This window comes from Streptomyces venezuelae (assembly GCF_008642275.1).
Classification (GTDB): Bacteria; Actinomycetota; Actinomycetes; order Streptomycetales; family Streptomycetaceae; genus Streptomyces; species Streptomyces venezuelae_E.
The window spans coordinates 3,222,218-3,241,198 of the sequence record NZ_CP029189.1 but is presented as its reverse complement, the minus strand read 5'-3'; the positions used below and the strand labels follow the sequence as shown (position 1 = coordinate 3,241,198).

Genomic DNA, 18,981 nt, shown 5'->3' with positions numbered 1-18,981 from the left:
CGGAGGCGGGGCTACGGCCCCGCCGGGTAGCGCACCCCACCGGGAGTGACAGGATGGACCCCATGAGCAACGTCTACTTCGACATCACCATCAACGGCGCCCCCGCCGGCCGCATCGTCTTCAACCTCTTCGACGAGGTCGTCCCGAAGACGGCGCGCAACTTCCGTGAGCTGGCCACCGGCCAGAACGGCTACGGCTACGCCGGCTCGGGCTTCCACCGCGTCATCCCCCAGTTCATGCTGCAGGGCGGTGACTTCACCAACCACAACGGCACCGGCGGCAAGTCCATCTACGGCGAGAAGTTCGAGGACGAGAACTTCCAGCTGAAGCACGACCGCCCGTACCTGCTGTCGATGGCGAACGCGGGCCGCAACACCAACGGCTCGCAGTTCTTCATCACCACGGTCGTCACCTCGTGGCTCGACGGCAAGCACGTCGTCTTCGGCGAGGTCGTCTCGGGCCAGGAGCTCGTCGACCAGATCGAGGCCCTGGGCTCCCAGTCCGGCGCCCCCAAGGGCAAGGTCGAGATCGCGGCCTCCGGCGTCGTCGACGCTGCCTGATCCCACCCCGCCTGCACGGCCGGTCGGCCCCGCCCCCGTCGGGGGGCCGGGGCCGCCGCCGTTTCCGGCGCGCCCGGAGGGGCTACGCGGGTGTCGCCGGGGGGAGCGGGCGGGTGCGCGGGGCGGGCCGGCCGCGCATGACCGCCGCGCCCAGCAGGATCAGCGCGCCGGCACCGAGGGCGCCGGCGAGGCCGTCGCCGAGGCCCCGGCCGTCGCCGCCCACGGAGAGGCTGCCGACGGCCTGGCCCTGGCGGACCATCCACAGGATCGTGAAGCCGAGTACGACCACCCCCGCCAGCGCCATCAGCAGCCGTGAGCGGAGCAGCACCGCGCACAGGGCGAGGGCGGCGGCGAAGAGGTACGGGAGCAGGATCGAGGCCGTCAGGGTGGGCGTGTGGCCGGTGATCCCGGCCGAGGTGAAGAGCTCCTGGACGCCGTACTCGCGTCCGAGACGGCCGTCGTACCAGGCACGGAAGGGACTCCAGACGGCGGCCGCCGCTCCGGTCAGACCCATCAGGGAGCCGAGTACGTTGCGGAGCATGCCCGGCCCTCCGGGATAGGGATCTCGGTCCCGACGCTACGCCCGGGCCCGGCGGCCCGCACGCCGGAGGGCCCCGGATCCGGCGGGAACCAGTCTTATGTCCTCCTTACGTGGCGTGGCGCGGCTGGTAGCGTGGCCCGCCGTTGTCCCAGGGGGAGGGGTTCGGGCCATGGTGGCTGGGCGTCGTATCAGGTTCACCGCGGTGCTGGTGGGTGTCGTGCTCGCGCTGACCGGCTTCTCATCGCACGGCGGAAGCAGCAGCAGCGGCAGCAGCGGCAAGAGCAAGAGCAAGAGCAGCAGTGGTGGCGGGTGCTCCAGCTCCAAGAGCAAGAAGAAGAGTCACGGCAGCGGCGGCGACAACGGCAAGGCCACCGCGTCGCCCTCCGCGAGCGCGAGCGGTGCCCCGGCCACGGCGGTCGTCGTCACCTGCGTCGCCGGCACCCCGCCGGTCACCACCGTCAGGATCACCTCGAACGTGGACCGCAAGGCGGCCTTCACGGTGCAGCTGTACCGGGAGGGCGCAGGCGGCGCCACCATCGAGTCGACCGAGGTCGAGGCGACCCTGGAGGCCCGTGGGACCCGTACGGTCGAGGTCGCGCTCAAGGAGCCCTCGCGCGCGGCCGAGGTCACCACGTGCCGCCTGGACCGGCCCCGGGAGGCGTCCGGCACCTCGACGCGGGGCCCGGCGGGGACCACCACGTCGGGTGGCTCCGGACCCACGCCCGGGACCACCCCCGGGACCACGCCCAGGTCCACCCCGACGAAGTCCTCCCCGAAGTCCACGCGCAAGCCCTGACGCGGACGCCCGCCGTCAGCGCAGCCTGAACTCCGTGCCGGGCCGCCGCGCGGCGAACAGCTCCGCCTGCCGCTCCGGCGCCAGGTTCCCCAGCGCGATCAGCGCCGGAGCCTGCGCCAGGGCCTGCTGGAGCGCGGCCTGCTTCGCCGACCACAGGGCCCGCACCGTGCCCTGCACGGCCTCCGTCGGGAAGCCGGCCAGGGTCTGCGCCGCCCGCAGGGCCGCAGGCAGCAGCGCGTCGGGCGCGGTCAGCTCCGAGACGAGTCCGATCGCGTGGGCCCGGTGCGCCGAGAGCCGCTCGGCCGTGCCCATCAGGGACATCCGGGCCGCCTCGCCGAAGGGCATCCGCTGCGCCATGTAGACGGCCTCGTAGGCGCTGACCATCCCGTAGGTGGTGTGCGGGTCGAAGAAGGTGGCGGTCTCGGAGGCGATCAGGAAATCCGCCTCGCCCAGCAGGTAGAAGGCACCGCCGCAGGCCATGCCGTTGACGGCGGCGATCACCGGCTTCCACAGGTCGCCCGCCTTCGGGCCGATGGCGATCAGCGGGTCGTCGGCCGAGTAGGGGGACGCCGGCTGCGGCACCTCGACGCCGCGGTCGAAGCCGGTGCAGAAGGCGGCCGTCCCGGCGCCGGTGAGCACCACCGCCCGCACGTCCTCGGCGAACCGCAGCTCCCGCCACACCTCGCCCAGTTCGGCGGCGGTGGCCAGGTCGACGGCGTTGTGCCGGTGCTCGCGGTCCAGGGTGACGACGGCGACGCCGGTGGCCTTGTCGCGTTCCACCCGCACGGTCATGACTTCTCCAGGACCCAGCGGGGCACGGCCATGCCGCCCGTCTCGGTGAAGACCACGTGCACCCGGGCGCCGATCCGCAGCCGGGCCGGATCCACCGAGTCGAGCGGGGCGTCGGCCGAGGTCACCAGGTTCCCGGCGAGCCGGATGTGCGGGGCGTCGGCCAGCTCCACGAGGATCACGTTGTACGGGGCCTGCGCGGCGTACGCGGGCAGCAGCGGCGGGTGCGGCCGGACGTAGGACCAGATCCGGCCGCGGCCGCTCATCCGGCGCCACTCGCTGTCGAAGGAACGGCAGTGCGGGCAGCAGGGGCGCGGCGGGAAGCGCAGCCGGCCGCAGGCGGCGCAGGCCTGGACGCGGAGCTCGCCCTGGGCGGCGTACTCCCAGAAGGGGGCGCCGTCCTCGTCGGGGACGGGCAGGAGCAGCCCGCCCGCGGACGCGGCGGCTTCGGATGCGGTGGTCATCGGGTCAGCTCCTCAGCAGGATCGCGGACGTCGGGACTCCCTCGCCCGCCGTCACCAGGCAGGTCGCGGCGTCGGGCACCTGGGCGGTGGAGACGCCGCGCAGCTGCTTGACGCCCTCGTTGATCAGGTTGAAGCCGTGCACGTACGCCTCGGACAGGCCGCCGCCCCCGGTGTTGATGGGGAGCCGGCCGCCCGTCTCCAGGGCGCCGCCCTCGGTGAACGCGGCGCCCTCGCCGCGGCCGCAGAAGCCGTAGCCCTCCAGGGAGAGCGGGATCAGCGGGGTGAAGGCGTCGTAGATCTGGGCGACGTCGACGTCCTGGGGCCCGAAGTCGGCCTGCTTCCACAGGTGGCGGGCGGCCGTCCAGGCGGGCCCGGACAGCGGGTCGTCGTTCCAGTAGTTGACCATGCCGTGGTGCTGGGCGGGCAGGCCCTGGGCGACGGAGTGGACGTAGACGGGCTTCTGGCGGCAGTCGCGGGCGCGCTCGGCGGAGACGATCACGCAGGCCAGTGCCCCGTCGGTCTCCAGGCAGTTGTCGAAGAGGCAGAGCGGGTCGCTGATCATGCGGGAGGTCATGTACATCTCGCGGGTCAGCGGGCGTTCGTACATCATCGCGGCCGGGTTGGCGTTGGCCCGGTTGCGGCAGGCCATGGCCACGTTGAAGAGGTGGTCGCGGGTGGCGCCGTACTCGTGCATGTAGCGGCGGGCGAGCATGCCGATCTCGTCGGCGGGGCGCAGCAGGCCGAAGGGCCTGGTCCACTGGCCGGGGGTCGGCAGCTGGACGGCGGTGTTCTTCCAGGGGCGGGGGCCCGATCCGCGCTTGCGGGAGCGCCAGGCGACGCCGACGGTGGCCTGGCCGGTGGCGACGGCGGAGGCGAGATGGCCGACGGTGGCGCAGGAACCGCCGCCGCCGTAGCCGATCTTGGAGAAGAAGGTGACGTCGCCGGCGCCGATGGCCTTGGCGACCTCGACCTCGTCGGTCTCCTCCATGGTGTAGGAGGCGAAGGCGTCGACCTCGGAGGGTTCGATGCCGGCGTCGGCGAGGGCCGCCAGGATGGCCCGGCACGCCAGTTCCTTCTCGGACTGGGGCAGCCGTTTGGCAAAGGCGGTCTGCCCGATGCCGACTATCGCCGTCGCGTCCTTGAGCGTTGCCGCCATCGCCACCTCCGGGGTGCGTCAGTACTGACAGCCGCGAAGGCTACAGCTAATCTGACGGATAGTCAGCTACTGGGTCTGCGGGAAGGCGGCACGCATGGGCGGCGACGGGCACGGCGACGAGCACGAGGACGTACGCGGGGATCTGCGCTGGGGCAGCATCGCGCAGCTCGTCCGGGCGGCAGCGGCACAGTACGCCGACCGCGAGGCCGTCGTCGACGGACGCACCCGGGTCACTTACACCCAGCTCGGCGAACGCGTCGAGCGCGCCGCCGCGGCCTGCCTCGCCGCCGGCATCGAGCCCGGCGACCGGGTCGCCGTGTGGGCCCCCAATACCCTGGAGTGGATCGTCTCCGCCCTCGGTGCCGTCTCGGCCGGCGCGGTCCTCGTCCCCCTCAACACCCGTTTCAAGGGCGCGGAGGCCGCATACGTCCTGGAGCGGAGCCGGGCCCGGCTGCTCTTCGTCACCGGTACCTTCCTCGGCACCTCCTACGTCGCCTCCCTGCGCCGGGCCGCTGCCGAGGGCCCCGGCACCGGCCCGCTGCCCGGGCTCCCGCACCTGGAACAGGTCGTCGTCCTCGCCGAAGACGCCCCCGACTCCTTCCGCACCTGGAAGGACTTCCTGGCCGGCGGGGACGGCGTACCGGCCGCGGCGGTCCGCGAGCGCGCCGAGGCCATCCGCCCCGAGTCCCCCTCGGACATCATCTTCACCTCCGGCACCACCGGCAGCCCCAAGGGTGCGGTCATCACCCACGCCCAGTCCCTGCGCTGCTACGACGTGTGGTGCGAGCTCGCCGGACTGCGCGAGGGCGACCGCTACCTGATCGTGAACCCCTTCTTCCACACCTTCGGCTACAAGGCCGGCATCATCGCCTGCCTGATGCGCGGGGCCACGATGGTGCCGCAGCCCGTGTTCAACGTGGACACCGTCCTCGCGAACGTCGCCGCCGAGCGGATCTCCGTACTCCCCGGGCCGCCCACCCTCCACCAGTCGCTCCTCGACCACCCCCAGCGCGACCACCACGACCTGTCCGCGCTGCGCCTGGTCGTCACCGGCGCGGCCGTGGTCCCGCTGCGGCTCGTCGAGCGGCTGCGCGGCGAGCTGCACATCGGAGTCGTCCTCACCGCGTACGGGCTCTCCGAGGCCAGCGGCATCGTCACCATGTGCCGCCGGGGCGACGCGGCGGAGACCGTCTCCGCCACCTCCGGGCGGCCCATCCCGGACACGGAGGTGGTGATCCTGGACGCGGCAGGGCGGCCGCAGCCGCCCGGGCACCCGGGCGAGATCGCGGTCCGCGGCTACCACGTCATGCAGGGCTACTTCGAGGACCCCGAGGAGACCACCCGGACGATCACCCCGGAGGGCTGGCTGCACACCGGCGACGTGGGGGTCCTGGACGAGGACGGCAACCTGCGGATCACCGACCGGATCAAGGACATGTTCATCGTCGGCGGCTTCAACGCCTACCCCGCCGAGATCGAGCAACTCCTCGGCCTGCACCCGGACATCGCGGACGTCGCGGTGATCGGCATCCCGGACCCGCGCCTCGGCGAGGTCGGCAAGGCCTACGCGGTCCGCCGCCCCGGCTCCACCCTCACCGCGGACGACCTGATCGCCTGGTCCCGCCGCGAGATGGCCAACTACAAGGTTCCGCGCGCGGTGGAGTTCGTGACGGAACTCCCGCGCAACGCGAGCGGCAAGATCCTCAAGCGCACCCTCCGCACCGGCTGAGTCGTCTCAGGGGGTGAGCGCGCCCAGATTGATGTCCGCGGGGAACGGGACGGACACCTTGAGCCGCTCACGATGGATGCCCGTCGGGACGTACGTCCGGGTGACCGTGTCCAGCTCGTAGACGTGCACGACGGGCTCGCCCTCCTCGTCCTCGACCCGCCAGAAGTGGGGGATCCCGGCCTGCGCGTACTTGAAGGGCTTGATGGAGCGATCCCGGTCCACGGACTCCTCGGACACCACCTCGATCACCAGGGCGACCTCGTCCGGGAGGTAGCGGGTGCGGTCCGGGTCGTAGGGGACGGCCGCGGCCAGGACGTCCGGTTCCGGGCGGCTCCTCCTGTCGAGCCGGATGGTCATCTCCCGGGAGACCTCGATGTCGTCAGGCGCCGCCTGCCGCAGGGCGAAGGTCAGGTTCTCCACGAGCCGGGCGTGCCAGTTCCGCTGCGGGGAGACCCTGAAGACCGGCACCCCCTCGATGAGCTCGGTGTGCCGGGGAGCCTGGGGCCAGTGGTCGAGGTCGTCCGCTTCCCAGCCGCTCGGGCGCGGCGGGAGCATCCATTCGGGGAGCTCGGCTGCCATGGTGTCCTCCACTGCTCAACGGCCGCATCCGGATCCATGACACCGGCCTGTATGTCGTCACCGCCACGTCGAAGACCGACCAGGCCGGTAGAGGCGCCGGCAACTGGATCGAGGACCGGGAAGGCCTCCAGCTCGTGCGCCGGGCCCGTGGTGGTTCGCCGTCCTGCGCGAACTCGGCACCAACACGGACATGATCGTCGCAGGGGTCCCGCTCGCCGAGCGGAACATCGCTCGCTGGCCGGGGGGCGTCCGGATCCCACACCGCGGACACCGTGTACGACCGCCAGCACGGCGCCGGTGCCCGCGGCCCGCTCGCCAAGGTGCAGGTGTACGGCGGGCTGGCACACGCCGCGGTGGCGCAGGCACGCTGGTGACGAGCGCGTAGGGTAGGCCTGGGCTATGCGGCGGTCACTGCGACGAGCTCGCGAACGCCACTGACGTGGGGGTGCTTGGCGTAGAGGTCATCAACGATCTGCCGAATTGCGGGCCGGTCGCGGACCTCTCCGGGGGCGAGTCGGGCTGCGGAGAGTAGTTCGCCGACTGTCTGATCCGGCTTGGCTCGTTGCCACCAGGCGCGTGCGAGGTCGGTGTGCATACGGCCCTTGCGCTCGATGGTGGGGAACTGGTCGGCGTGCAGGTTCCGCCCGGCTTCGAGCGCGGTGCCGGCGTCGCCGAGTGCCCAGTGGACGCCGACCGCGTAGAGATCGACGGCCGCCGGGGTGATCGGGAAGAGACGTCCTGCCGGAGCGGCGTCGGGAAGGGCGCGTGCCGCGCGGGCAGCTTCGCGGATCATGGCGAGCGCATGGTCGCGGTCCCCGGCGATGGCGGCCGTGTAGGCGGTGCTGCACAGCATCTGTGCGAAGGCGGCGGCTTGCGCTTCCGTGGCGAGGCCGGTGGCCTCCACGCGGGCGACAGCGGCTTCGACGTGTGCCTGTGCGGCGGCTTCCTGGCCCTGATGGCGGAGTACGGCGGCGAGTTCGCGGGTGGCGGCGGCTGCGGCGAGCGGGGAACCGGACACGTCGGCGTACAGGGTGGCCCGGTCTGCGGTCAGCCGTGATTGCTTGTACTGGCCGAGCTTGTTCAGGAGCTGGGAGGTGATGGTGTACGCCGAGGAGAGGCGTGCGTAGTCGAGGTCTCGGCGTGTCTCGGAGGCTCCCTGGTGGGCGTCTGCGAGCAAGCTCGGCAGGGAGCGCAGGAGCCCGGCATGGGCGGCGGCATCGAATTGCCCTCGTGCGGCCGCCAGGCGGGCGTCGAGAGTCCGGGTTGGGGCACCGCTGGGCTCAGGTGTCGAGGCGAGGGCGGATTCCAGCCGCGTCATCAGGCTCAGGGGGACGGCGAACGCCGCTGCGGTGATGAGGGGGCGGCGGCGCATGGGATCCTCCTCGGCCGGGGTCCTGTCAACGACAAATGTAGGTGCTGGTGAGGAACTTAGGCCTAAGGACGTGTTCAGGAGCGGGAGGGGAACGCCGACCAGGTCCGCAGCCTGCTTGAGCAGGGGCAGATCGAGGGACCGGCCCTGCTCCAGTCGCGAGACGGTGGACTGCGAGCAGGCCAGGCGCACGCCGAGGTCGCTCTGACGCCACCCGCGGGCCTCGCGGCCGACGCGGATGAGTGAACCTGCGTGCCGACGCTCGGCGAACTCCATGACGTGGTGGGAGCTCCAGAGCGGGTCCGTACTCACGGGCGCCCTCCGTAGACAGGCGCTGGGCCTGCCGCCCCAACCCTAGAGCCTGTAACCGGGCGCGCACAGCGCGTATTCGAGATCTGCATACGCCATGCAGGGCGTGGGCAGCGTGGGCCGCGGGGCCTGCCGTTGTGGTGTCGTGGTCACCGGCACCACAACGCGGACCGCCTCCCGGGCGACCTGCCTGGTACCGAGTCCGGCACCATCACTCGAATGTGAGGGGAGCGCATCATGCCGAAGGACAAAGGCTCGAACAGTGGCAGCGGCGGTGGGGGGAACCACGCCAAGCCGAACCCGCCGCTGAGCGGTGGCACACCGCCGCCGGGAAACAGCGACGGCCAGGTCTCGACCCCGGGGCCCGGCTCCGGCAAGCGCAAGAAGTAACGCGACATGTACCTCGACGACCGTCAGCGCGAGCTGGCGGAGGCCATGGAAACCCAGGGCCGGTGGCCGGCGGACTCCCCGTGGGTCCGCCGCGCCATCCTGGACACCGTGCCCCGCCACCAGTTCGCCCCCGACCGGCTGTGGACGTGGGACGGGCACGACCAGTACGTGCCCGTCGATCGCGACCGCGACCAGGACGCGTGGACCGACCTCGTGTACGCGGGCCCCGAGGACTCGGCCATCATCCAGATCCTCGACGGCCTGCCCAGCTCCAGCCTGTCCTGCGTCGCCGTCGTCGCGGACATGCTCGACTCCCTCATCCTGGAGCCCGGACAGCGGATCCTGGAGGTCGGCACCGGCGCTGGCTGGAACGCCGGACTCCTAGCCTCCCGCGCAGGCACCGGACTGGTCACCAGCGTCGAGGTCGACGCCGACCTCGCGGCGGCCGCCGGCCGACGCCTGGCCGCGGCCGGACTCGACGTCGCCGTGCACGCCGGAGACGGCAACGCCGGCTGGCCCACTGGCGCCCCGTACGACGGGGCGATCGCCACCTACGCCGTCGACCAGGTCCCATGGGCCTGGATCGAGCAGACCAGACCCGGCGGCCGCATCGTCTTCCCCTGGGGCCGTCTCGGGCATGTCGCGCTCACCGTCGCCGACGACGGCAAGTCGGCGACGGGCTGGGTGCAGGGGCTCGGGATGTTCATGCCGAGCCGCGGAGTCGACCAGGGCCGCGAGTATCACGCCATCCGTGGCGACGGCCCGCCCGACCGCACCGTCCGCGTCGAACGAGGCCTGCGCGCGCTCACCGACGTGAACCTGCTCTTCGCGCTCAGGGTGTCCCACCCCGACATCCGGATCGCCACCGAGGACACGAAGGAAAGCCTCGCCGTCCGGCTGCACGACGGCGTCAGCTCCTGGGCCGGCGCCGTCATCGATCAGGCCGGTACCACGGCGGCGTACGAAGGTGGCCCCCGCCGGCTCCTGGCGGAGGTCGAAGCCGGGCGGCGGCACTGGGAGGAGCGTGGCTCTCCAGGGGTGTGGGACTTCGGAATGACCGTCACAAACGACGGGCAGAGCGTCTGGTCCGGCGCCGCCGGTGCCGGACCGTACACGCCCTGACGGTAGTCGGTTGTCGGTGCTCTACGGCGGGCTGGGGCCCGTGGGGTGTCCTCCTCGATGCGAGCGAGGAGGAACGATTCCGAGTCCTTCGAGCCTTGGCGGGGGTGCGCTGGTTCTGCCTGCTCGGCGGCTCCCCCGCGCACCGGGATACGGCGGCACGGGCCCGCTAGAGGCGGCGGGCCAGGACCAGGCGCCAGTTCGGGGTGCCGTTCGGGCGGTGGCCGAAGTGCTCCAACGGGACCGTCTCCACCGTGAAGCCGGCCGCCCGGAGGTCCTCGCGGACCGGGCCCAGCGGGAAGGTCCGGTAGTACATGACGAACGGGGGACGCCACACCGCGTTGCGCACCCGCATCGCCGCGTCGAAGCCCGTCGTCGCCCACCACACCCGCGAGCCGGGCGGCAGCGGGGCGCCGATCGGGAAGGCGAAGACACCGCCCCCGCGCAGCGCGGAGTGGATCCCGGAGAAGAGCGCGGGCCGCTCCGACGGGAGGAAGTGCCCGAAGGCGCCGAAGCTGACCGCCAGGTCGTACCTGTCCGCGAGGGCGGCCGGCAGGGCCCGCGCGTCGGCCCGTACGAAGTCCACGCGCCCGGCGTCCGCACCGTACCGGCGCCCGGCCTCCGCGAGCATGCCCGCGCTCAGGTCCACGCCGGTGATCCGGTCGCTGCACAGCCGGCGCAGCATGTCGATCCCGGCGCCCGTACCGCAGCACACGTCCAGGCCGGACCCGAAGCCGCCCTCGTGCAGGGCGAGGGTCTCCTCGACGGCGTCGAGCATCCGGTCCGGGGTGCGGAAGGGGGTGTGGTCGAACTTCGGCGCGAGGAGGTCGTAGCCCCGCTCGACCGAGGAGAGGCCCTGCACTGCCAGTTCGCGGACGCTCGGCCCGTGGGAGGAGAACACGCTCCCAGCCTATGCCGCCCGTGCCCGCACACACGTGTACGGCGGTCGCGGTGGCTCCCCCTCCCGGCCACCGCGACCGCCGTTCCCCCGATTCCCCCGTGGAATCCCCCGTACGTCGTGCGAGTGTTACGGGCGCGGCCCGGACGCGTGGTTGTCCAGCGTCTGGATCTCGTCGCCCGCGGTGGGCACGCCCGGAGCGGGCACGGCCGGAACCGGCTCCTTCTCCAGCGGCTTGATCTCGATGCCCGAGGCGTGGTTGTCCAGGGTCTCGATCTCGACGCCCGAGGCGTGGTTGTCGAGCGGCTTGAGGTTCTCGTTCGTCGTCATCGATTCTCCTGATGGATGGATGGGGCTGGGCCCGTTCGGCGATTCCCCCGATGACCGCCGAACGGGTAGTCCTCCAACCGGCCCGGGCGCCCCCCGACGCGCCGGGTCGATGTACCTATCGTGTCGGACGGTGATAAACGAACGATGAACGCCGCGTTCAACCCGCTTCCCACGGCTCAGGCGGCGATCTCCGACGCCAACAGGGCCTGCACCTCGCCCAGTTCCGCCGACCTCAGCTGCGTGAACACGGCCTCCGCGTCCCGCCAGCAGGCCCGTGCCCGGTCCCGCTGCCCCAGCCGCCGCAGCGCCTTGCCGAGGACCGTCAGGACCGTCGCCCGGCGCCACTCCCCGCCGATCCCGCGCAGCGCGATGGCCTGCTCGGCGTGCGAGGCGGCCAGGGTGGGCCGGCGCGCCGCCAGGTGGGCCTCGGCGAGCCGGAAGTGCGTCACGCCCTCCCACAGCGGCTGGCGGTTCTCGTGGAACAGCGACAGCGCCTCGGCGAGCTGCGCCAGCGCCTCGCCGAGCCGGCCCGCCTGGGTGAGGGCGATGCCCAGCGCGTAGCGGCCGTTGGCCAGGCGCAGGCTCAGGCCCATCCGGTCGTAGATGGCGATGCCCTGCTGGGCCAGGTCTATGGCGCTGGGCAGGCGCCCCAGCTCCACGTGGATGCGGGAGAGGTTGCACAGGGCGCTGGCCTCGCCGACGTTGTTGCCGTCGGCCCGGAAGCACTCGATGGCCTGCAGCAGGTAGCGCTCGCCGTCCGCGTGCCGGCCCTCGTAGAGGGCGATGATCCCGCGGTCGTTGGGCGCCCAGCACATGGGCAGCGGGTCGCCGGCCTCGCGCGCGAGCGCGGTGGCCCGGGCGGCCTCGTCGTCGGCCTCGGCGAAGCGGCCCGCGACCAGGTGCACGTTGGTGAGGGTGGTGCGGGCGCGGCCCTCGGCGTACGGGTCCTTCGCTGCCTGGGCGGCGTCGCGCAGGGCCACGGCGGCCGATTCGTACTGCCGGGAGTTGGCCCCGGACTCGGCGAGGTCCTTCGCCGCCCACAGCAGGTCCACGGCCCGGCGCAGGACCAGCGACTCGCCGCCCCGTACGGAGGCCTGCCGTACGCACGCCAGCAGCGGGTCGGCCTCGGCGTACAGCCAGTCCAGGGCGGCGCGCGGTTCGGCGAAGACCAGCCCGGGGTAGTGGGTGTCGGACAGGTGCGCGGGGAGCCGGTCGCCGGGGCGTTCCAGGGCGTAGACCCCGGAGGCGGTGGCGAGGTAGAAGTCGAGCAGCCGGTCCAGGGCCGCCTCGCGCCCGCTCGGCGGCTGCTCGTCGCGCTCGGCGCAGGCACGCGCGTAGAGGCGTACGAGGTCGTGGAAGCGGTAGCGGCCGGGGGCGGCGGATTCCAGCAGGGAACAGTCGACTAAAGCCTCCAGCAGGTCCTCGGTGTCGTACTCGGGCAGGTCGAGTACGGCCGCTGCCGCCGAGAGGGAGATGTCGGGGCCGTCGGCGAGTCCGAGGAGTCGGAAGGCGCGCTGCTGGGCGGGCTCCAGCTGGCCGTAGCCCAGCTCGAAGGTGGCCTTGACGGCGAGGTCGCCGGCCTGGAGCTCGTCGAGGCGGCGGCGTTCGTCGGCGAGCTTGGCGGCCAGGACGGAGACCGTCCAGGTGCGGCGGGCGGCGAGCCGGGAGGCGGCGATGCGGATGGCGAGCGGCAGGAAGCCGCAGGCGCCGACGACGTCGAGGGCGGCCTGGCGTTCGGCGCGCACCCGCTCCTCGCCGACTATGCGGGTGAAGAGCTGGAGGGCCTCCTCGGGGCTCATCACGTCGAGGTCGACGAGATGGGCCCCGGCGAGGCCCGCCATGCGGACCCGGCTGGTGACGAGGGCGGCGCAGCCCGCGGTGCCCGGCAGCAGCGGGCGGACCTGGGCGGCGTCGCGGGCGTTGTCGAGGAGCACGAGCACGCGGCGGCCGTCGAGGGTGGAGCGGTAGAGCGCGGCCCGCTCGGCCGCGGAGTCGGGGATGGCCGTGTCGGGGGTGCCGAGGGCCCGTAGGAAGGAGCCGAGGACGGCCTCCGGTTCGGCGGGTCGGGCCTCGGTGCCCTGGAGGTCGACGTAGAGCTGGCCGTCCGGGAAGTGCGGGCGGGCGGCGTGGGCCACGTGGACGGCGAGGGTGGTCTTGCCGACGCCGCCGATGCCGGCGAGCGCGGAGACGGCCATGACCTGGTCCAGGGCGCCGCCGCCCAGGATGGCGCCGAGCTCGGCGACGAAGCTGGCGCGGCCGGTGAAGTCGGGGACGGTCGCAGGCAATTGGGCGGGCCTCACGTGAACGGTCGCGGCGGCCGGGGCCGGGTCCTCCGCGCGGGCGAGATCGGCGTCGGCGTTCAGGATGCGCTGCTGCAGCGCGGCCAGTTCCGGGCGGGGGTCGACGCCGAGCTCGTCCGCGAGGAGGCGGCGGGTGTCGGCGTAGACGGCGAGGGCCTCGGCCTGCCGGCCGCTGCGGTAGAGGGCGAGCATCAGCAGCTCGCGCAGGCGTTCGCGCAGCGGGTGGGCGGCGGTGAGGGCGGTGAGCTCGGAGACGGCCTCGGCGTGGTGGCCGACCTCCAGGTCGAGATCGAGGCGGGTCTCCAGCAGCTGGAGGCGCCATTCGGCGAGCCGGATGCGCTCGGTCTCGGCGTGCGGTCCGGGCACGCCGGCGAGGGGCTCGCCCTCCCAGAGGTCGAGGGCGCGGGCCAGGAGCGTCCGGGCCAGCGAGCGGTCCCCGGCGGCCCTGGCCGCCTCGGCGTCGGCGGCGAGGCTGCGGGCGACGCCGAGGTCGAGGGTGGCGGCGGAGCGCAGCCGGATGGCGTAGCCGCCGGACTCGGTGACGAGGAGGCCGGGGGCGACGACCTTGCGCAGGCGGGAGGCGTACGTGCGGATGGTGGCGAGGGCCTGCTGCGGCGGGTCCTCGCCCCATATGGCGTCGATGAGTTCGGGCGCGGTGGCGGTGCGGCCGTCGCGCAGCAGGAGGACGGCGAGCAGGGCGCGCTGCTGGGGGGTGCCGGAGGGCAGGATCTCGGCGCCGCGCCAGGCGCGTACGGGGCCGAGGACGGCGAAGCGGGACTCGCCGGCGGCGGTGCCCGTGGTGTCTGCGGCGGTGGGGGAAGCCTCGGCGCCGAGCCGGCCGCCGCCGGATGTGCCGGTGTCCGTGCCGGTGTCCGTGCCGGACGGGCCGGGGCCGGGCCTGCTCGTGTCTGTGCCGGACAGGCCGAGTCCGGGGCCCGGGCCGGACCTGCCGGTGTCCGTGCGGGACGGGCCCGTGTCCGTGCCGGACGGGCCAGGGCCGGCTGCACCGGTCGTGCTGCCTGTGGCCGCGGGCTTGGTGGTTGCTCCCGTGCCGGGCCCGGCCGTGCCGGACGTGCCGGGGCCGGGCCTGCCGGGGCCGCTCGTACCGGCCGTGGCGGCCGGGCCCGTCACTGCCGTGTCTGCACCGGTTCCGGCCGTACCTGTCCCGGAGCGGGGAGCGGGGGCGGCCGTCGGGCCCCCGGGGTGTTTCCGCGGGCTCGGGATGGCCGGTACGCCGTCCATCTGTCGTCCCCCTGCCTTCCGTCGGTGTAAGGGTCAGTCTGCCCTGTCTCGCGCGTACACGTCAGCCCGTGTCCGACCGATCACCGGCCAACTAGCTGACGGTTCGTCAGATCAGCGCTACCGTAGAGGTCATGGAGACCTTCCCGAAGATCATCTCGGTGGACGACCACACGGTTGAGCCCCCCCACGTATGGCGGGACCGGCTCCCGTCCAGGTACCGCGACATCGGGCCCCGCGTCGTCCGCGCCCCGTTGAAGGAAATGACCTTCCTCGGCGGCAAGTTCGCCCCCGTGATGGGGGCCAAGGGCGACGACGGCCCCATCGGTGACTGGTGGGTGTACGAGGACCTGCACCGGCCGCTCACCCGCCTCGACACGGCTGTCGGGTACGACCGCGACGAGATCAAACTGGAAGTCATCACCTACGAGCAGATGCGCCCCGGGTCCTTCTCGGTTCCCGACCGGCTCGCGGACATGGACGTCAACCACGTCCAGTCGGCCCTCTGCTTCCCGACCTTCCCCCGCTTCTGCGGCCAGACCTTCACCGAGGCCAAGGACCGTGAGCTGGGGCTCCTCGGCGTACGGGCCTACAACGACTGGATGGTGGAGGAGTGGTGCGGCCCGGACGCCGGCGGCCGCCTCATCCCCCTCACCCTCATCCCGCTCTGGGACGCCCGCCTGGCCGCCGCCGAGGTGCGCCGCAACGCCGCGCGGGGCGTCCGCGCGGTCGCCTTCTCAGAGATACCCCCGCACCTGGGCCTGCCCTCCGTCCACACGGACGAGTGGGACCCCTTCCTGCAGGCGTGCGACGAGACCGGCACGGTCATCGCCATGCACATCGGCTCCTCCTCCCGCATGCCGTCCACCTCGGCCGACGCCCCGCCCGCGGTCGGCTCCACCATCACCTTCGCCAACTGCTGCTTCTCGATGGTCGACTGGCTGATGAGCGGCAAGTTCGAACGCTTCCCGAACCTGAAGATCATGTACGCGGAGGGCCAGATCGGCTGGATCCCGTACATCCTCGAACGCGCGAACGTGGTCTGGGAGGAGAACCGAGGCTGGGGCGGAGTCGCGGACAAGGTGCTGCGCCCGCCCTCGGAGCTCTTCGCCGAACACGTCTTCGGCTGCTTCTTCGACGACGCCTTCGGCCTGAAGAACCTCGACTCGATCGGCGTCGGCAACGTCCTCTACGAGACGGACTACCCGCACTCCGACTCGACCTGGCCGAAGTCCCGCGAGGTCGGCGAGGCGCAGATGGGCCACCTGGCTCCGGACGTGGTGGACCGCATCGTGCGCGGCAACGCGATCGAGCTGCTCGGGCTCACGGCGGACGGCCTGTGGGCGGGGCCGGGGGCCTGAGCTCCCAGGCAGGGCGTGGCCGGCCCCCTCCACCGGCCACGCCCTACGCGCACCCGCGTCCGGCCCGCGGCCCACGCCGCGGCCACGCCACCAGCAGCAGTGCCGTGACCAGCCCCGCCACCGCCAGCACCGGCAGCAGCACCCGTACGTCCACGAAGGCCACCAGAGCCGCCCCCAGCGCCAGGGCCACCGCGTTCGGTACGAAGATCAGGGTGTTCGCCGTGGCCGCGGCGCGGCCCAGCACGTCGTTCGGGACCTCGCGCTGCACCGCCGTCAGCGCGGCGATCAGTACGCACGGCAGCCCGGCGCCGATGGCCGCGCTGCCCGCCAGGGCCACCGCGTCGTACGGCAGCGCCCGGACCCCGGCGCCCAGGGCGAACAGTGCCACCCCGGCCGCCGCGAACACCGTCTCCGGCATCCGCCGCAGCAGCGGGCCCGCCACGATCCCGCTCAGGACCGAGCCCGCGCCCTGCACCGCGTACAGCACCCCCACGTGCGTGGGCGCGTGCCCGAGCACGTCCCCGGCGACCGCGTAGACCATCGCGCCGTTCAGCCCGGCCAGGAACATCACGGCGGCGCCGGCGGCCACCAGCGTGCGCACCGCCGGCACCCGCCGCAGGTGCACCCCGCCCGCGGCCATCCGCACGAAGGCGCCCGCGCCGTCCCGTATCCGCTCCCGCTCCGGAGGTTCCTCGCGTACCCGCAGCAGGGCGAAGATCCCCGCCGCCAGAGCGAAGGTCACCGCGTCGAGCAGGGCCACCGAAGCCCCGCCGGACCGTGCGAACAAGGCGGCGCCCGCCAGTGGCGCCAGGAGCTTCATGCCCTCGTCGGCCGTCAGCCGCAGCCCGTTGAAGTCCCCCAGGAGCCGCCCGCCGACGGCCTGCGGAACCAGGGCCGCCTCCGCCGCCCCGTGCACGGTGCCGCACGTCCCGTACACGAGCAGCACCGCGAACAGCAGCCACACCCGGTCCGCCGAGTCCACCAGGAGCAGTACGGGCAGCAGCGCGGCCATCACCAGGCCGAGGGCGACGAGCAGCGGCCGCCGGGGCAGCCGGTCGGCGAGTGCCCCGAGGGCCGGTCCGGCCAGGACCGGCGCCCACAGGGTGAACACGGTCAGCGCCGCGAGCGCGTCCGACCCGGTCAGTGACTTCACCCAGACCCCGGCCACGAGCCACATCGCGGTCGTCCCGAAACCGGAGACCACCACCCCCGACAGGTAGAGCCGTGCGTTGCGGTCCCGCAGGACCTTCCCCATGCCTCGATCGATCACCCGCTCAGCCTGTGTTCTAAGGCGGGGGCGGGGGATCGGGCAGACGACCTATACGCCGCACCACGGCTTCCCCCGTGCGGGGGCGGCACCGCGCGGCCCACGCCAGGGCCTGACGAGCCGGCAAACCTCTCCGGTCGGAGCACTAGTCCTCCGACCGGAGAGGTTCACCGCCTCGCGACGCCCGGCACGGCGCCTCGCCGCGTTGTCGGGCCACGCGAGTACGTCCGGTACGAGCCGTGCCCCTCCGCCTTGCGATGCACCGCACCGGACGCCGCGAGGCGGCAAACCTCTCCGGTCGGAGCACTAGCATCGGGCCGTGCCCCGACTCCAGTTGCTGCGCTTCGACCACGCACCGGCTCTGCTCGCCTTCGAGCGGGAGAACCGGGCCTACTTCGCCGCGTCGGTCCCGGACCGGGGCGACCGCTACTTCGCCGACTTCGACGAGCGGCACGCCGCGCTGATGGCCGAGCAGGCCGCCGGGCTGTGCTTCTTCCACGTCCTGGTGGGCGACGGCGGCGAGGTGGTGGGCCGGGTCAACCTCGTCGACGTGGCCGACGGTTCGGCCGAGCTCGGGTACCGGATCGCCGAGCACGCCACGGGCCGGGGTCTGGCCACGGCCGCGGTCCGTGAGGCCCGTGGGCTGGCGGTCGCGGAGTACGGGCTCACCGAGCTGCGGGCGGTCACCACGCTCGACAACCCGGGCTCGCGCTCCGTGTTGGCCCGTACGGGATTCGTGACCACCGGCGACGTGGATCTGGACGGCCGCCCGGGCCTGCGTCTGCGGTGCGACCTGCGGGCCGAAACCGTGTGAGGCGCGGGCCGGGGGCCTTCCGCCGCCTTGCACCGGAGCGGGCTGCCGGGGCATGCTTCGCCGGGGCAAAGCGGGAGGATGATCATGTCGGTGGACAAGCGGACCGTCGTGACGGCGGTGCTGTGCGCGGTGGCGGCCCTGGGGGCGTCCGCCGCGGTGGCCAAGCTCGCGCCGCCGCCGGAGGCTGTCCCTCAGGTACGGGCGAAGGCCGCTCCGAGCGCGTCGCCGACGGGCCCGTCGTCGCGACCGCAAGCGGCGAAGCCCCAGCAGTTGTCCCCGGCCCCCGGCGCCACTCTGCCCCCGGCCGTCACCCCGCCGCCCGGCGGGCCCGCCGCCTTCACCGGAGCCCTGTTCACCAACGGCCTGGACAGTGACCACTTCTGCACCGCCACCGTGGTGAGCAGCCCCGGCCGGAGCATGATCATCACCGCCGGGCACTGCCTGCTCGAAGGGGACCAGAGCACCGGGAGCGCCGTGTTCGCACCGGCCTACGCCAACGGCTTCGCCCCGTACGGCACATGGAAGATCGAGGAGGTCTTCGAGGACGACCGCTGGGCCGAGGGCACGGACGACGACTACGACCTCGCCTTCGCACGCCTCGCTCCGGACGACAAGGGCCGCGCCATCGAGGACGTGACCGGCGCGGCCGTCCTCGACACCAGCGGCCGGGCGGGCGAGCAGGTCACCGTCACCGGCTACCCCGCCGACCGCGGGATCCCCCGTACCTGCACGGCGGTCGCCGTCCGCGAGAGCGCGACCCAACAGCGCTTCGACTGCGCCGACTTCCCGGGCGGCACCAGCGGCAGCGCGTGGATCGCGGGCGACGGGAAGATCATCGGCATCCTCACGGGCGGGGACACGGACGACGTGTCGACCAGCACCGTCCTCGGCGAGTACGCGGCCTCCCTCTACGCCAAGGCCACGTCGAAGGCACCGGCGGCCCGCTGACACCAGGCCGTCCCATGTGCCGG

18 protein-coding genes are annotated in these 18,981 nt (G+C 73.2%); 8 read left to right on the top strand and 10 right to left on the bottom strand.

Annotated elements, in window-relative coordinates; translation table 11 throughout:
* The first annotated feature begins 62 nt into the window (after positions 1 to 62).
* Complete coding sequence (locus DEJ51_RS14020) at positions 63 to 560, top strand: peptidylprolyl isomerase (RefSeq protein ID WP_150257887.1); 498 nt, start codon at positions 63 to 65, stop codon at positions 558 to 560.
* A gap of 82 nt (positions 561 to 642) precedes the next feature.
* Here DEJ51_RS14020 and DEJ51_RS34510 read toward each other — a convergent pair whose 3' ends face one another.
* Entirely contained in the window at positions 643 to 1,101 is a 459-nt protein-coding gene (locus tag DEJ51_RS34510) for a hypothetical protein (protein WP_190620376.1), read from the bottom strand.
* Between the two features lie 169 nt (positions 1,102 to 1,270).
* Here DEJ51_RS34510 and DEJ51_RS14010 point away from each other — a divergent pair, with 169 nt between their 5' ends.
* Entirely contained in the window at positions 1,271 to 1,897 is a 627-nt protein-coding gene (locus DEJ51_RS14010; protein WP_150257886.1) for a hypothetical protein, read from the top strand.
* 15 nt (positions 1,898 to 1,912) lie between these two features.
* Here the strand turns inward: DEJ51_RS14010 and DEJ51_RS14005 are convergent, their stop codons facing one another.
* From DEJ51_RS14005 to DEJ51_RS13995, 3 genes are read right to left on the bottom strand one after another with little or no spacing between them, the layout of a single operon-like run.
* Positions 1,913 to 2,689, bottom strand: a complete 777-nt coding sequence (locus DEJ51_RS14005) for an enoyl-CoA hydratase/isomerase family protein (protein WP_150257885.1) — start codon at positions 2,687 to 2,689, stop codon at positions 1,913 to 1,915.
* Positions 2,686 to 3,150 carry a Zn-ribbon domain-containing OB-fold protein gene (locus tag DEJ51_RS14000; protein WP_150257884.1) on the bottom strand — a complete coding sequence of 155 codons (465 nt, stop codon included), beginning with the start codon at positions 3,148 to 3,150 and terminating at the stop codon, positions 2,686 to 2,688. Before DEJ51_RS14000 ends, DEJ51_RS14005 begins: the two co-directional genes overlap by 4 nt.
* A gap of 4 nt (positions 3,151 to 3,154) precedes the next feature.
* Positions 3,155 to 4,306: a lipid-transfer protein gene (locus DEJ51_RS13995; protein WP_150257883.1), complete on the bottom strand. Its 1,152-nt coding sequence runs from the start codon at positions 4,304 to 4,306 to the stop codon at positions 3,155 to 3,157.
* A 94-nt stretch (positions 4,307 to 4,400) separates the two neighbouring features.
* Between DEJ51_RS13995 and DEJ51_RS13990 the strand changes: the two genes are divergently transcribed.
* Entirely contained in the window at positions 4,401 to 6,035 is a 1,635-nt protein-coding gene (locus tag DEJ51_RS13990) for a FadD3 family acyl-CoA ligase (RefSeq protein ID WP_150257882.1), read from the top strand.
* A 6-nt stretch (positions 6,036 to 6,041) separates the two neighbouring features.
* On the opposite strand, the gene DEJ51_RS13985 is transcribed toward DEJ51_RS13990, so the two are convergent.
* Both DEJ51_RS13985 and DEJ51_RS13980 read right to left on the bottom strand, forming a co-directional pair.
* On the bottom strand, positions 6,042 to 6,614 hold the full coding sequence (locus DEJ51_RS13985) for a Uma2 family endonuclease (RefSeq protein WP_150257881.1): 573 nt from the start codon (positions 6,612 to 6,614) through the stop codon (positions 6,042 to 6,044).
* Between the two features lie 397 nt (positions 6,615 to 7,011).
* Positions 7,012 to 8,295 (bottom strand): helix-turn-helix transcriptional regulator, encoded by a 1,284-nt coding sequence (locus tag DEJ51_RS13980; RefSeq protein ID WP_317852399.1) that lies wholly within the window; start codon positions 8,293 to 8,295, stop codon positions 7,012 to 7,014.
* Positions 8,296 to 8,529: 234 nt separating this feature from the next.
* Here DEJ51_RS13980 and DEJ51_RS34505 point away from each other — a divergent pair, with 234 nt between their 5' ends.
* Both DEJ51_RS34505 and DEJ51_RS13975 read left to right on the top strand, forming a co-directional pair.
* Positions 8,530 to 8,682: a hypothetical protein gene (locus tag DEJ51_RS34505; RefSeq protein ID WP_190620374.1), complete on the top strand. Its 153-nt coding sequence runs from the start codon at positions 8,530 to 8,532 to the stop codon at positions 8,680 to 8,682.
* Between the two features lie 6 nt (positions 8,683 to 8,688).
* Positions 8,689 to 9,804 (top strand): methyltransferase domain-containing protein, encoded by a 1,116-nt coding sequence (locus DEJ51_RS13975; RefSeq protein ID WP_150257880.1) that lies wholly within the window; start codon positions 8,689 to 8,691, stop codon positions 9,802 to 9,804.
* A gap of 166 nt (positions 9,805 to 9,970) precedes the next feature.
* On the opposite strand, the gene DEJ51_RS13970 is transcribed toward DEJ51_RS13975, so the two are convergent.
* The 3 genes from DEJ51_RS13970 to DEJ51_RS13960 all read right to left on the bottom strand — a co-directional run bounded on the left by DEJ51_RS13970 (position 9,971) and on the right by DEJ51_RS13960 (position 14,571).
* Positions 9,971 to 10,702, bottom strand: a complete 732-nt coding sequence (locus DEJ51_RS13970) for a class I SAM-dependent methyltransferase (protein ID WP_150257879.1) — start codon at positions 10,700 to 10,702, stop codon at positions 9,971 to 9,973.
* Positions 10,703 to 10,828: 126 nt separating this feature from the next.
* Complete coding sequence (locus DEJ51_RS13965) at positions 10,829 to 11,029, bottom strand: hypothetical protein (protein WP_150257878.1); 201 nt, start codon at positions 11,027 to 11,029, stop codon at positions 10,829 to 10,831.
* A gap of 176 nt (positions 11,030 to 11,205) precedes the next feature.
* Complete coding sequence (locus DEJ51_RS13960) at positions 11,206 to 14,571, bottom strand: BTAD domain-containing putative transcriptional regulator (RefSeq protein ID WP_411757315.1); 3,366 nt, start codon at positions 14,569 to 14,571, stop codon at positions 11,206 to 11,208.
* Positions 14,572 to 14,702: 131 nt separating this feature from the next.
* Here DEJ51_RS13960 and DEJ51_RS13955 point away from each other — a divergent pair, with 131 nt between their 5' ends.
* Positions 14,703 to 15,929, top strand: coding sequence for an amidohydrolase family protein (locus DEJ51_RS13955; RefSeq protein ID WP_150257877.1), 1,227 nt, complete (start codon positions 14,703 to 14,705; stop codon positions 15,927 to 15,929).
* Positions 15,930 to 15,972: 43 nt separating this feature from the next.
* Here the strand turns inward: DEJ51_RS13955 and DEJ51_RS13950 are convergent, their stop codons facing one another.
* Positions 15,973 to 17,184, bottom strand: coding sequence for an MFS transporter (locus DEJ51_RS13950; protein ID WP_150261910.1), 1,212 nt, complete (start codon positions 17,182 to 17,184; stop codon positions 15,973 to 15,975).
* 331 nt (positions 17,185 to 17,515) lie between these two features.
* Here DEJ51_RS13950 and DEJ51_RS13945 point away from each other — a divergent pair, with 331 nt between their 5' ends.
* Positions 17,516 to 18,010 (top strand): GNAT family N-acetyltransferase, encoded by a 495-nt coding sequence (locus DEJ51_RS13945; protein ID WP_150257876.1) that lies wholly within the window; start codon positions 17,516 to 17,518, stop codon positions 18,008 to 18,010.
* Positions 18,011 to 18,094: 84 nt separating this feature from the next.
* Positions 18,095 to 18,958 carry a trypsin-like serine peptidase gene (locus tag DEJ51_RS13940; RefSeq protein ID WP_150257875.1) on the top strand — a complete coding sequence of 288 codons (864 nt, stop codon included), beginning with the start codon at positions 18,095 to 18,097 and terminating at the stop codon, positions 18,956 to 18,958.
* Positions 18,959 to 18,981: the final 23 nt, after the last annotated feature.

Bases quoted from the DNA above. Each gene is read 5' to 3' on its own strand.
- DEJ51_RS13990 (WP_150257882.1), top strand. From the start codon at position 4,401: ATGGGCGGCGACGGGCACGGCGACGAGCACGAGGACGTACGCGGGGAT.
- DEJ51_RS13955 (WP_150257877.1), top strand. From the start codon at position 14,703: ATGGAGACCTTCCCGAAGATCATCTCGGTGGACGACCACACGGTTGAG.
- DEJ51_RS13960 (WP_411757315.1), bottom strand. From the start codon at position 14,571: ATGGACGGCGTACCGGCCATCCCGAGCCCGCGGAAACACCCCGGGGGC.
- DEJ51_RS13965 (WP_150257878.1), bottom strand. From the start codon at position 11,029: ATGACGACGAACGAGAACCTCAAGCCGCTCGACAACCACGCCTCGGGC.
- DEJ51_RS14010 (WP_150257886.1), top strand. From the start codon at position 1,271: ATGGTGGCTGGGCGTCGTATCAGGTTCACCGCGGTGCTGGTGGGTGTC.
- DEJ51_RS14005 (WP_150257885.1), bottom strand. From the start codon at position 2,689: ATGACCGTGCGGGTGGAACGCGACAAGGCCACCGGCGTCGCCGTCGTC.
- DEJ51_RS13940 (WP_150257875.1), top strand. From the start codon at position 18,095: ATGTCGGTGGACAAGCGGACCGTCGTGACGGCGGTGCTGTGCGCGGTG.
- DEJ51_RS14020 (WP_150257887.1), top strand. From the start codon at position 63: ATGAGCAACGTCTACTTCGACATCACCATCAACGGCGCCCCCGCCGGC.
- DEJ51_RS34505 (WP_190620374.1), top strand. From the start codon at position 8,530: ATGCCGAAGGACAAAGGCTCGAACAGTGGCAGCGGCGGTGGGGGGAAC.
- DEJ51_RS13950 (WP_150261910.1), bottom strand. From the start codon at position 17,184: ATGGGGAAGGTCCTGCGGGACCGCAACGCACGGCTCTACCTGTCGGGG.
- DEJ51_RS13975 (WP_150257880.1), top strand. From the start codon at position 8,689: ATGTACCTCGACGACCGTCAGCGCGAGCTGGCGGAGGCCATGGAAACC.
- DEJ51_RS13995 (WP_150257883.1), bottom strand. From the start codon at position 4,306: ATGGCGGCAACGCTCAAGGACGCGACGGCGATAGTCGGCATCGGGCAG.
- DEJ51_RS14000 (WP_150257884.1), bottom strand. From the start codon at position 3,150: ATGACCACCGCATCCGAAGCCGCCGCGTCCGCGGGCGGGCTGCTCCTG.
- DEJ51_RS34510 (WP_190620376.1), bottom strand. From the start codon at position 1,101: ATGCTCCGCAACGTACTCGGCTCCCTGATGGGTCTGACCGGAGCGGCG.
- DEJ51_RS13985 (WP_150257881.1), bottom strand. From the start codon at position 6,614: ATGGCAGCCGAGCTCCCCGAATGGATGCTCCCGCCGCGCCCGAGCGGC.